Genomic DNA, 13839 nt, shown 5'->3' with positions numbered 1-13839 from the left:
CAAAGTTATTACTTTACCTATGAGGAATTGAAACTCATAAAACTCTGGATAAGGTTCTTTGCCTTGTTGATGTTACTACTTTACCTATGAGGAATTGAAACTTCTTACTATCCTGATTCGGATTTTTATTCTTGTGGTTTGTTATTACTTTACATATACTATGCTGAATGGAGAATTAAGATATTGATGTGGCTTTTATTTACAGTTTTTCTGAGTTCAAATATAAAATCTATCCAAAAGGATAGATTTTATTATTTAAAGCTATTTAGTTCAATATAAAAGAATAAAATTTGAAATCTGTAATAATACTTAATATAATTGAAACAGAATGTTATTATAGAGAAAGTAAGGATATATATCAAGATAATACATGGTGCTTTTTACTAGATATCTAAATACAGAAGGGGAGTTTAAAATTTGTATGAAAACATATTTTGTTCAGCAAAAGCTTATGGCCGCAAATGAAAAATATCATATATATGATAGTAATAATAAACCTTGTTTAGAGGTTTTAGCCAATGGATTAATGGCATTTTTAGATAATTTATGTGGTAGTGTATTTTCATTTGGACATAAGATATATATAAAGAATTTAGATGGGATTGAGTTTGCTATTATAAATAAGAGAACAGGTTTTTTAATGGAAAGATATGATGTGTTTTGTGGTGGGAAGAATATAGCATCAATAAAGCGACAGATGAAGGCATTTAAACCAAAGTTTCTTATTAATACTGATACAGGGGATTATGTAATCAATGGAGATGTTATGGGTAGAAGGTTTACTATATCCAATAGGGAATTAGAAGTAGCCAAAGTAAAAAAGACTACTTTTGATATTACAGATAAGTATGAGATTAATATTTTTGAAGATGATAATGATGAATTATTTTTAGCAATGGTCATAGCTATGGATAATTCAATCCATAATTAATGATTTTTATTTAATAGCTATATGAGGAGGATGAAACAATGTCTATAGATTTTAATGTCAAAAGCTTAATAGTACATATTCTTGACAATACTATAGAAATGCCAGTATTATCTGATAAAGAGCAAGAACTAGAGGCTGATATAATAGAGTTTATTGGAAAACATATAGAAAAAATTCTAAGAGATAGTAAATTAAAGAATGCTGAGTTTGTAGGTGAAGAGAATCCAATAAAAGAGTTATGTGAAGAAATGTCCAATAATTGGGATAAATTCACTTCTACAACGGCATTAATTGCTTCCAGATTATTTGACATAATGAAAAAACATGTCAACATTCCATCGGCTGATATAGTATGCCTATTATTTAAATTGGACAATGTATTACACCTGGGTATTTTAAAATTCAATTATAAACATTCATATATACATAATATAGAAAATAGTGGAGATGGAAGGGTTAATTCAATTATTAAGCAAAAGACCACTTTACCTTCAGAAAGTCAAAGGGTTGAAGAGTGTGCCATTATTAACTTAGAAGATTTTACGTTAAAATTATTGGAAAAGAAATATGAAATAGATGGAGAAAAGATGTTCTATTTTTCCGATCTGTTTTTGAAATGTTCAACTGAAGTGTCTTCCAGTGAAAAGGTAAAATTATTTACTAAGGCAACTGATAAATTCACAAAAAAATATTTTGGCGAAGACTATTTGAAACAAGGTGAGATTAAGAAGGTTGTAGCTCAAAGTATTGATGAAGATAGCGGGATTAATGTTGAAAAGATAGCACATCATGTATTTGAAAAGAATCCAGAATTAAAGACAGAATATGTGGAACAAGTTAAAAAAACAGGAGTTAGTGAGGAAGTAATCCCTGTGGAGACTGAAAGGGAGGAAAAGAAGTTTAGAAATCAAAAGATAAAGACAGACACAGGAATCGAAATAAACCTACCAACTGAGTATTATGGAGATGATGACAAGGTGGAATTTATAAATAATATAGATGGGACCATATCAATTTTAATAAAAAATGTGGGAAAAGTAATCAATAAATAATACATATATGTGATAAAAGACAAGGACTATATATTTTTAGTCCTTGTCTTTTTAAATATAGAGACAAAATTATAACAAAATATGGTATAATTGGGGTTGAAATCTTAGATATAAAAGGGAGTGTATATATGCAGGCTAAATTGTTATTTCAATGTGATAATCTGAAATTACCTATACATTACAATAATATTGTACAAGGATTTATATATAAAAATATATCAGATGATTCATTTAGAGAATTTTTACATGAGAAGGGATTTGAATATGAAAAAAGGACATTTAAATTGTTTACATTTAGTGACCTTATGGGTAGATATGATTTCAATAAACAAGATAAGACTATAACCTTTAAAAATGAGGTTTCTTTAGTTATCGGCAGCATTGTAGATGATTTTACCAATGATTTTATAAATAGTTGCCTAAAATCTAATGATTTGAGATTAAAGGGACAAAAGATAAAACTAAAGGGTGTTGAAATAGACAATGACAATATAGAGAATGAATCAATTGTAGTAAAAACGTTGTCACCTGTAGTGACTTATTCTACTGTAAACATAGAGGGCAGTAAGAAAACTATATATTATAGTCCCAATGATACCCTCTTTTCTAAACAAATAAAGAGAAATCTTATAAAGAAAGCAGAGGCAATAGGATATAATGATTATAAAGATAGATTCAATATATATCCATTGGATGAAAAGAAGATGAGAAAAAGGATTACAAAATATAAGGGGTTAATAATAAATGGATGGAATGGACTGCTAAAGATAGAAGGAGATAAAACCCTTATCAAGATAGCACTATCCTGTGGAATAGGTGCAAAGAATTCCCAAGGATTTGGATGCATTACTGTATTATGAAAAATAAGAATTATAAATACATATTATTTATATTATTATTGTTTATATTTGTTCAATTTTATGAAGGTGATATTGATAGATATGAACAGTATACGATGTCTATACAGGGTAAGGAGCATAGTGTGTATATAGAAGATAATGGCATGAAGATATATTCCCATGGAAATATTTTGTTAGAAGAATATAATATAGATGGAAATTATAATTACATAAAGAGTATTGATATTGGAGATATAGATGGAGACTTTACTGATGAGATATTATTGATTACTGGTAAAGAAGAGGAGATTTATGGACAGAGGATAAAGATATATACATTCAATGATGGTTTAATGGAGATCTATAATAGAGATTTTACTAATTTTAATCCATGGAAGATTCAAATGGCAGATATAGATGGAGATAAAAATATAGAGATATCCATAGGTGTATATAAAGAGACAAAATTTCATCCAATTATGGACAAAAGACCATATATATATAATTGGAAGGATAATATATTATTTCCCAAATGGAGAGGGTCCAGATTATCTAAACCCTTTGATGATTATATATTTGTAGATATAAATGATGATGGTAGAGATGAATTGGTATCTATTGAGATGCTTAAAGATGGGCAGAGGGTTATAAATACATATAGATGGGAAGGATTTGGGTTTGAGGGAATGTTAGAAAGTGAACCCTTTGATGATATATTTGCTATAGAAAAAGATGGCAATAATATAAAGGCCTATATAAAAGAGATTAATGGAAAACATTGGATAATTTTAAAGTATAAAGACAACAAATTTATAACAGAAATATTATAATAAAAACTATTATTTAGTGGGGGAGATTAAATGTTTAGGAGGAAAAAACTAGCATTATTATTGTGTTGTATTTACATAAGTACTATTTTATTAGTATCTATAGGTTGTACTAGAAATGATAATATAGCTACATCGGAGGACATAAATTTTGATTATCAAAGGGATGACAAATCTGTAAATATCCCATTTAAGCCTGTGGAGTATGAGGCGAAGGTATCACCATATGAGATAAAGAAGGACTTATCCAATATTGAGAATTTAGAACAGTTTGGTGACTTTACTCAAGAACAGAAGAACAGTATTATAGAAAATGGTTTTGTAGTCATGCCAACCAAGGAGGAACAATTGTTTTATATATATGAAAACAATGAATATATGAAGATACCCTCCTTTGTAACTACTGATTCTGTGCTTCAAGTATATCATGTATTTTATGATTATTCACTTAGAACATTGGAAAATGAAAAACTCATAGGTATTTTAGAAAAACTTACAAACAATATGATTGAAAAATCTATTTATTTATATGATAATGCAAAAAATGATCAAATAAAAAGTACATTGTTAAAAAATATATCTTTTTTCTCTGTAGCACAATTATGTCTTGATAAAGAGTTACCTGAAAATATACCTCAAAGTGCTAAAGAAATGGCTATAAAGGAGTATGGACTTATTGATGAAAACAAGGGTTTTAGTAAATCCAATATACTACCATATCAATTGGACTATAGTCAGTATAAACCTAGAGGACATTATACTAGGAATGACGACTTAAAGAGATATTTCAAGGCTATGATGTGGTATGGACAAGTAGGTTTTCCACTTCACATATTAGATGAAAATGGAAAAGAAAAGAGGGCAATGGAGGAAACTTTGCAGGCATTACTTATAACTTATACTGTGTTTTTAAACAATGAGGACTCTGGTGATATAGATATTCAGCTGTGGGAAAATATATATGAACCCACAGGGTTTTATGTAGGAACTGGGGATGATTTGAACTTATATCACTATAGAGATTTAATTTTAGATGTATATGGAAAAAATCCCGATATAAGTGAGTTTAGTGATAAAGAGAGATTAAACAAAATATATGAAGAAGCAGAAAAATTACCAGAGCCTAAAATAAAGGCTAAGTATACTCAGGTAAATATGCCTGTAGGAAAACAATTTAGATTTATGGGACAGAGATATGTTCCTGATGCAGAAATCATACAGGAAATGGTAGAACCTATAAAAAGACCTATACCATCAGGGCTTGATGTTATGGCAGTGTTAGGGTCTCAAAGGGCATATGATATTCAAATAGATGTAAATAAAGAAAATGAAAAATGGGATGGATATGTAGATGCATTTAATAAAATGAATAATAAGTTTACTAATATAAGTGATGATAAATACAGGTCTAATATGTATTATGGGTGGCTTTGGACATTAAAAGGGCTTCTTAGGACTTTTGATGACGGGTATCCATCTTTTATGACTAATAGTGTATGGGAAGATAAATCATTAAATACGGCATTGGCTAGTTGGTCAGAACTAAAACATGATACAGTATTATATGGTAAGCAGAGTGGTGCTGAATGTGGAGGTGGTGAAGAGCCTCCACAAATAAAGGGATATGTAGAGCCAAATATAGAAGTATATGAGAGATTACTTTGGTTGACTAAATATTCTAAATTAAATCTTAAAAATAGAAACCTTTTGACTGGAAGCTTGGAAGATAAATTACAGAAATTTGAAGAGTTATTACAGTTCTTGATAGATTGTTCGGTAAAGCAACTTAATAATGAAGAATTAACGGATCAAGAATATTATGACTTACTTACTTATGGGGGATTATTGGAATATCTTACAAGTTCTTTTGCTGGTGATGGCATGAGATGGTTTGAGATAACCTCTGATACCGATAAAAATATGGCGATTATATCCGATATACACACTATAGGTCCAAATCAATATAGTGCAGGGGGATATTTTCAAGTGGGAGTAGGTCCAGCTAGTGAGATATTTGTAGTTGTACCAATAGATGGTAAACTGTATATTACTAGAGGTGCTGTATTTAGCTATTACGAATTTGTAAATATGAATAAGTCACAAGGTAGACTGACCGATGAAGAATGGCAAAATGTGATTAAGGAGAATAGAGTGCCTGAACAGCCTAAATGGATGGATAGCTTTATTAAGGGTATAAAAAAAGATATGCCTATACCTAAAGATCCTTATGAGACAGGATGTTAGAATATAAGTTAAGAAAATGATAAATTTCTAAAAATAGATACTGGAAAAGAATAGTCTATTCTTTTCCAGTATCTATATCAAAGCCTTTCATAAATTCAAAAGTTTTTAAAGATGATAGTGGTTTGCTAAAATAATATCCTTGAACCATATCACATTTATAGGAATTTAATAAATCAAGTTGTATTTTATTTTCTACACCTTCAGCAATAACATCTTTTCCCAATTGATGAGATAATTCTATTATGGCATTTAATAAAGAACTACAATGACAATTATTAGGTATTTCTTTTATGAATTCTTTATCTATTTTCACAGTATCTATGGGTAATTTAGCAAGATAATTTAGACCAGAATAGCCTGTACCAAAGTCATCAAGGGCTATCTTTACTCCTAAAGCCTTCATTTCTCTTAAGAAATATATAGTTTTATCTAAGTCTACTATTGCCATTGATTCGGTTATTTCAAGTTGTAAATGTTCAGCAGGACAAGATGTTTTATCCAATATATCTTTTATAGTATTGCTTAGATTACTATATTGGATTTGATATGGAGATAAATTAATAGACATCTTTATATTTTTTATACCTTGTTTTCTCCATTTTACCAATTGAGAACATGCAGATTCTATTACCCATTCACCTATAGGAATAATAAGTCCAGTTTCTTCAGCTATGGGAATGAAATCCATTGGTGATATCATTCCTTTAGACTGATGTCTCCATCGTAACAATCCTTCTACAGAGATTATTTTATGTTTTGATATATCTATAATTGGTTGATAGTGTAATTCCAATTCTTTTCTAGATAATGCCATTCTCAAATCTTGTTCATATTCTAAACTCTTTAGAGTATCTTCATATAGGGCATTGGTAAAGAAGTGATACTTATTTTTTCCTTGTTTTTTAGCCTTATACATTGCTACATCAGCATTTCTAAATAAAGATTGTTCTGTAACACCATTATCAGGATATATGGAAATACCTATGCTAGCACTTATATAGAGGTTGCGATTATTTATATTAAATGGAGTATTAAATAAGTTTATTATTTCTTCTAATGTATCTATTATTTCTCTACGGGAGTATATATTAGTAATAGATAATATAAATTCATCTCCTCCCATCCTTGCCACTGAAACTTGACCAGTAGATATGGACTTAAGTCTATAGGCTACTTTTTTTATCAATGTATCTCCAGTGGAATGGCCAAAGGTATCATTTACTGCTTTAAAATTATCTAAATCAAGAAATAGTATTGCTATTTTTGTATTATCTTTAATTGCGTTGCTAATGTAGTTTGTCAGCATAGATTTAAAATTTATTTTATTTGGTAGTTGTGTCAAGCTATCATAATATGCCATATACTTTATTTTTTTCTGTGCCTGTTTGTATTCTTCTATTGTATTAGTAAGTTGATTTTCTGTTTTTAACCTTTGAGATATATCGATACCCATGGATATACCAAAGATCTTTTCATTATCCATATGAGGTAATATACATATATTCCATGAAACATCTATTTTTTTATTGTCTTTAGATATTATGGGGGCTATAATATTCTCTAAATTAATACCAGAATTTACTTTTTCTATTATGAAATTTTTATCCACATTTGTACTGGAAAAGTCTACAAATTGATCCCATTTCTTAAATCTTATGTATTCTTCACTATATCCTATAGTTCTTTCAGTAAATTTGTTTATAGAGATGATACTGCCATCTATCTTCCATAGAACTATAAAGATATTGGAATTATCTATAATATTTTGAGATAGTGACTTTTCTTTTGTTATCTTTTGTCTAAGGTATTTTATATATAATCTTGTAAAAATAAATATTATGATTAGAAGAATAAAAGAAATAGAAATTATAAAATAAGTCTTATATTGTTTTTTTCTCATATAGTCTTGAGAATGATCATAAAAATATTTAATATATAATTCCTCATAGATACCATTTTTTTTCAATTCTTCAATGCGATTGTTTATATATTTTACTAATTCGGGATGTGACTTATTAATGCCATAACAAAAGTCCACTGGAAATCTATTAGTTATTCTAGGGATAATTATAGATTTTAAGTTTTTTTGAATTATATAATAATCCATTACATCTTGGTTTGAAAACACTATATCTACCTCTTGAGACATAAGTCCATGTATGAGGTCATTGGGATTTTCGTAGGTTATGTAGTCATCTATATTCAATATATCTCTCAGTATGCCTTCTTCATAATAACTATCTACTACACCTATTTTATACTGACTCAAATTTTCTAATGAGACGTCAATAAAATTTTTAATAGAATATACTCCTGTATATGACTGTAACACTGGTTTAGTAAAGAAAAGGAATTTTTCCCTCTCTTTATTTTTAGCAATCAAGCTTGTTATATGTATATTGTCTTTTTTTACATTTGTCAATAAATCCTTCCAAGAGCCAGAAGAATACTTTAAAATATAATCTTTATTATTAAATATTAGATTCATTAAATCTTTATCAAATCCATATATATAATTATTATATTTTAAAGAAAAAGGAGGATAATTTTCATCTAATTGTAACTTTATAGTAGATCTTTGGGCATAAGAAAAAGATGAAAAAAATAGTATAATTGGTGGAATAATATATAATGCTATGCTATATGCAATCCTCATATTGTATCCTCCTATCAAAGTACTGACATCGAATATGTATGCCTATATAAAAATTATACAAGAAAATTTTACATTTTTCTACATTTTTCAACAAAATATATACTAAATATTATAAAATTTTATGTTTTTGTGAAATTGATATAAAAAGGGGTATAAAATATTATATTGACAAGAAAGGAGACACTATATGGAACAAAATATTTTATTTGCGTTTGGCCTCACACTATTTGCTGGTTTAGCTACAGGGATAGGTAGTGCATTGGCATTTTTTGCTAAAAAAACTAATACTAAGTTTTTATCTGTATCGTTAGGTTTTTCTGCTGGAGTTATGATTTATGTTTCCTTTGCAGAAATATTGTTAAAGGCGAAGGAATCTTTAGTGGCAGAGATGGGAATCAAGTCAGGCTCTTGGGCTACTGCAGGGGGCTTTTTTGGTGGTATGTTTTTAATCGCTATTATTGATAAACTAGTACCTAGTTTTGAAAATCCTCATTCTATGCGTTCTGTAGAAGAAATAACAGATGAAGAAAATGAGGATGTAAAGAAACAGAGCTTAATGCGTATGGGGATGATGTCAGCATTGGCTATAGGCATACATAACTTTCCTGAAGGATTAGCTACATTTACAGCGGCACTCAAAGATCCAAGTCTAGGGTTACCTATAGCTGTAGCCATAGCTATACATAATATACCTGAAGGTATAGCTGTATCGGTGCCTATATATTATGCTACTGGAAATAAAAGAAAGGCGTTTTATTATTCTTTTATATCAGGGCTATCGGAACCTGCAGGAGCTATATTAGGTTATGTATTGTTATCTAGACTTTTTAACGATTTAACCTTTGGTATACTATTTGCTATGGTAGCAGGAATAATGGTATATATATCTTTAGATGAATTATTGCCTGCATCAGAAAAATATGGAGAGCATCATCTATCTATATATGGTCTAATAGGAGGGATGATTGTGATGGCGGTTAGCTTATTGTTGTTTATATAGATATTATAATCTTTAATTTCTCTATGCGGTTTTTTTCAATACTTTCTATAATAAATTTTATATTATTGTAATTGACCTGTTCACCTGGTTTGGGGATTTTACCTATGATACCTATGACAAATCCGCCTATGGAGTCGAAATCTTCGGATTCTATATCTAATCCCAGCATTTCATTTACCATGTCAATCCTAGTACTACCATCTACAATATATTCATTATCTTTTATTACCTCTATCTCCTTTTCGTATTTGTCATATTCATCGGCTATATCCCCTACAATTTCTTCAACTAAATCCTCTATGGTGACTATACCAGCAGTACCCCCATATTCATCTAATACTATGGCTATGGGGATACGATTATTACGCATATCATAAAATAGTTCTGCCGTACTTTTAAATTCGTATGTAAAGTATGGAGTTCTCATATATTTTTTTATATTAAACTTTTCTTGTTTAGTTTGAAAAAATATCAAATCTTTTATATATAGAATACCTACTATATTGTCGTAACTATCTTCGTATATAGGTATTCTAGAAAATTGTTCTTCTTTAAAAACAAATAGTATCTCTTCATAAGTAGAATTTATATCTAAAGTAATCATATCTGTCCTAGGAGTCATGACATCCTTTGCTTGTGAATCACCAAATTCAAAGACATTATATATCATTTTTTTCTCTTCACCTTCTAGGACACCTTCTTCATGACTAACAGTAACTATAGTTTTGAGTTCTTCTTCAGTAATGAAGGGTTGCTTTTTTTCAGTTTTGCCACCAAAGATATTTATGATGATATTAGTTATGCGGATTAATATGGTAACCAGTGGATTCAATATTATTGTTATATTAGATATAATACTGGCCACCTTGAGTGAGACCTTTTCTGAGTGCTGGGTTGCCAATGATTTAGGCGTTATTTCTCCAAAGATGAGTACTAATATAGTCATTATACCTGTGGCAATACCTACTCCAGAGTTTCCAAAATAGTCTATGGCTAGAGATGTAGCCAATGCTGAGGCCCCTATATTTACTATATTGTTTCCAACTAATATGGCACCCAATAATCTATTGGGATTTTGAATCAATTTATTTACAAGTTCAGCTTTTTTTATCTTTTTTTCAGCCATATGTCGTATTCTAATCTTACTTAATGACATAAGGGCAGTTTCTGAAGCAGAAAAGAAGCCAGAAAAGAATAGCAATATAATGAGCAATAAAAATTTCCATATAGTATTGTATTCCAAATATATCACGCTCCTAGAGGATGTGGATTAGGCATTTATATTTTATTAAATAGTGTGCCCTTCAATCTAATTGCTAATACAATGATTAGATATGACTAAATTACTTCTAAAGAAAATTTTAAGAAAATATATATAATATATAAGGAATAAATCTAGATTGTCCTTGCAATATTATTAGTTTTACTATAAGTTAATAATTAAGATTATTAATGCTAGAGGGTGGAATGTGAATGGAATTTCAAGAAGATAGAATATTGCAAAAATTGGAATTTTATAAAGAAGCTTATGATGAATTTAAATTAATTTTTGATATAACCTATGATCATATAAGTATAGCAGATGAAAAAGGAGTTTTTTTGAAGGTAAGCAAAGGGACAGAAAAAAACTTTGGAGTTTCAGAAGATAAAATAATAGGAAGTAGTGCCATAGATGTTGAAAAGATTGGATTAATAGATGAGTCCATGACTGCTATGGTTATGAAAACTAGCAAAAAAGAAACAGCATTGCAAACTACTGCAACAGGTAGAAGATTTATGGTTATAGGTATCCCCATGTTTAATGAAAAAGGAAAACTTAAGAGGATAATCAATGTTGCAAAAGATGTAACAGAGATAGAAAAGATTAAGAATAGGCTGAAAGAAACGGAAGAACAAATAGAATGGTATAGAAGAGAATTTCAAAAGAAACAAGAGATAGAAAATAAGTTAGTATATGGAGAAACATTGGAAATGAAACGAGTGATGACTTTAGTTAATCAAGTTGCCAATGTAAATGCAACAGTGCTATTACAAGGAGAAACTGGCGTTGGAAAGACCCTTATAGCTAAGACCATACACAATATAAGTAAAAGGAGAGATAAACCATTTGTACATATAAATTGTGGAGCAATACCTGAGAATCTTATGGAATCAGAACTATTTGGATATGATGAAGGGGCATTTACTGGGGCCAGTAAATTAGGCAAAAAGGGATTTTTTGAAATAGCAAATCATGGGACCATATTTTTAGATGAGATAGGAGAGGTTCCAATACATTTACAAGTTAAATTGCTTCATGCCTTAGAGCATCAAGAAATATATAGAGTTGGAGGTTCTAGTCCAATAAAAGTAGATGTAAGGATATTGGCTGCTACAAATAAGGATTTAAAAAATATGGTCTATGAAGGTAATTTTAGAGAGGATTTGTATTATAGATTAAATGTACTTCCAGTTAAAATACCTCCATTAAGAGATAGAAAAAAGGATATTCCTCTATTGACATATTTTTTTGTTGAAAAGTATAATAAAAAACACTGCATGAATAAAAGACTTACATCAGAGGCATATGATGTATTAAATAGTTATGATTGGCCAGGTAATATTAGAGAGTTAGAGAACACTATAGAGCGATTATTAATCACCTGTGACAAAGATTGTATACAAGGTTCTTATGTGTACAATACATTGGGTAATTTCAATGAAAAATATGATATAGAAGTTAAAAATATTATGCCTCTCAAAGAAGCTACTACTCAAGTGGAGACTCAATTATTATTAAAGGCTTTAGAAGAATATAAGACTACAAGAAAGATTGCTCAAGTATTGGGAATTGATCAGTCAACTGTAGTTAAAAAATTGAAAAAGATAAAAAATAGAAAGTGATGAAAAAATTCATCTGAAGTGATGAAGAAATTCATCACTTTTTTTATTATGAAATATTAATTATATGAAAACCTTAGACAGAGATGGCTTATATACTAATGTCTAAGGTTTTTCTGTAATGTTGGCACATATATTGCTTGTTATATAACAGTAATTACAATAATTTTTTAAAAATTTAACAAATTCCAACAATTCAAGGAGGGAATTGAATGAGTATTATTATGGCGTTTTGTATTATTTTAGTTGTATTGGCAGTGGGAGATGTGATATCTGCCAAGACAAAGGCATTTATACCATCAGTATTTGTTTCCGCAGTACTATTTTTATTGGGATTTTGGACTATATTTCCTAAGGATTTAGTGGATATATCTAGTCTGGGAATGCCCATGGCATTATTAGCTATGTATCTACTTATCACTCATATGGGAACTATGATGAGCATTAGTGAATTGCTAGGTCAATGGAAGACTATATCCATATCATTGATTGGAATTATTGGATTATGTATTACTACATTGACCATCGGAAGACTATTATTTGGTTGGGAGACAGTGGTTGCTGCAACGCCACCATTGAGTGGTGGTATAGTAGCTGCAATAATGATGTCTGATGCAGCTGCAGCTAAGGGACTAGAGGACCTTGGAGTATTGGCAATAGTAATGTATGTTATGCAAGGTTTTGCAGGATATCCATTGACCGCATATTGTCTAAAAAAAGAAGGAAAGAGGCTTTTGAAGATATTTAGAAGTGGAAATGCTCAAACTGTTACTCAATCTAAATCTGAGGAGGTAGTGGAGACTAAAAGTAAATTTAAAATCTTTCCTCCCCTTCCACAAAAATATCAAACTATATATATGTATTTAGCTAAATTGGGATTAGTGGCATGGGCAGCAGTGTCATTTGCTTCTGTAACCAATGAGGTTGTTTCTAAATATGTTGTCTGTCTTATATTTGGAGTTATAGCATCTGAAATAGGATTTTTAGAAAGGAAGCCACTAAATTTATCAGGCTCCTTTGGATGGTTAATGACATCATTGATGGCGTATATATTTGCCCAATTAGCTAAGGCTACTCCAAGTATGCTGGCAGAGATAGTATTACCCCTATTGGGAATAATCATTCTAGGGGTTACAGGGATGGCAATATTCTCTATGTTGGCAGGTAAAAAGATGGGATATTCTAAGGAAATGGCATTTGCAACAGCCCTTACAGCACTATATGGATTTCCACCAAACTATGTGTTGACGGAAGAGGCCTCAAAGGCATTAGCAGAGACTGATGAAGAGAGAGAGTACCTTATGGATCAGATGTTGCCTAAGATGCTTGTAGGTGGATTTACTTCAGTAACTATTGTATCTGTAGTTATTGCAGGTATATTTGTCAAGATGCTATAAGAGGAGGAAAAAC

10 protein-coding genes are annotated in these 13839 nt (G+C 29.9%); 8 read left to right on the top strand and 2 right to left on the bottom strand.

Features of this window, described 5'->3' with window-relative positions; translation table 11 throughout:
• Nucleotides 1–421: 421 nt before the first annotated feature.
• The 5 genes from Q326_RS0115375 (at nt 422) to Q326_RS0115355 (ending at nt 5893) form a co-directional block, all read left to right on the top strand.
• The gene (locus Q326_RS0115375; RefSeq protein WP_026896157.1) at nt 422–931 is read left to right on the top strand and encodes an LURP-one-related/scramblase family protein; all 510 of its coding nucleotides are present in this window, start codon (nt 422–424) and stop codon (nt 929–931) included.
• Between the two features lie 38 nt (nt 932–969).
• Nucleotides 970–1983 (top strand): nucleoid-associated protein, encoded by a 1014-nt coding sequence (locus tag Q326_RS0115370; RefSeq protein WP_026896156.1) that lies wholly within the window; start codon nt 970–972, stop codon nt 1981–1983.
• Nucleotides 1984–2111: 128 nt separating this feature from the next.
• Nucleotides 2112–2843 carry a CRISPR-associated endoribonuclease Cas6 gene (gene cas6 / locus Q326_RS0115365; protein ID WP_026896155.1) on the top strand — a complete coding sequence of 244 codons (732 nt, stop codon included), beginning with the start codon at nt 2112–2114 and terminating at the stop codon, nt 2841–2843.
• On the top strand, nt 2840–3652 hold the full coding sequence (locus Q326_RS17675; RefSeq protein ID WP_051531554.1) for a hypothetical protein: 813 nt from the start codon (nt 2840–2842) through the stop codon (nt 3650–3652). Before cas6 ends, Q326_RS17675 begins: the two co-directional genes overlap by 4 nt.
• 30 nt (nt 3653–3682) lie before the next feature.
• Complete coding sequence (locus Q326_RS0115355; protein WP_026896154.1) at nt 3683–5893, top strand: DUF3160 domain-containing protein; 2211 nt, start codon at nt 3683–3685, stop codon at nt 5891–5893.
• A 55-nt stretch (nt 5894–5948) separates the two neighbouring features.
• Here the strand turns inward: Q326_RS0115355 and Q326_RS18080 are convergent, their stop codons facing one another.
• Entirely contained in the window at nt 5949–8549 is a 2601-nt protein-coding gene (locus Q326_RS18080) for an EAL domain-containing protein (RefSeq protein WP_051531552.1), read from the bottom strand.
• A gap of 187 nt (nt 8550–8736) precedes the next feature.
• On the opposite strand from Q326_RS18080, the gene zupT reads away from it, so the two are divergent.
• Nucleotides 8737–9549, top strand: coding sequence for a zinc transporter ZupT (gene zupT, locus Q326_RS0115345; RefSeq protein WP_026896153.1), 813 nt, complete (start codon nt 8737–8739; stop codon nt 9547–9549).
• On the opposite strand, the gene Q326_RS0115340 is transcribed toward zupT, so the two are convergent.
• Nucleotides 9542–10792, bottom strand: coding sequence for an HlyC/CorC family transporter (locus Q326_RS0115340; RefSeq protein WP_026896152.1), 1251 nt, complete (start codon nt 10790–10792; stop codon nt 9542–9544). The two genes, zupT and Q326_RS0115340, sit on opposite strands and share 8 nt — an antisense overlap.
• 230 nt (nt 10793–11022) lie before the next feature.
• Here Q326_RS0115340 and Q326_RS17665 point away from each other — a divergent pair, with 230 nt between their 5' ends.
• Together Q326_RS17665 and Q326_RS0115330 are read left to right on the top strand one after the other, a co-directional pair.
• A complete protein-coding gene (locus Q326_RS17665; protein WP_051531550.1) occupies nt 11023–12432 on the top strand; it encodes a sigma-54 interaction domain-containing protein in 1410 nt (469 codons plus the stop codon).
• A 209-nt stretch (nt 12433–12641) separates the two neighbouring features.
• Nucleotides 12642–13826 (top strand): membrane protein, encoded by a 1185-nt coding sequence (locus Q326_RS0115330; protein WP_026896151.1) that lies wholly within the window; start codon nt 12642–12644, stop codon nt 13824–13826.
• Nucleotides 13827–13839: the final 13 nt, after the last annotated feature.

The sequence above is a fragment of the Clostridiisalibacter paucivorans DSM 22131 genome (assembly GCF_000620125.1).
GTDB classification, from domain to species: domain Bacteria; phylum Bacillota; class Clostridia; order Tissierellales; family Clostridiisalibacteraceae; genus Clostridiisalibacter; species Clostridiisalibacter paucivorans.
Note: the sequence above shows the minus strand (reverse complement) of the source record. Positions and strands in the feature narration are given on the sequence as shown.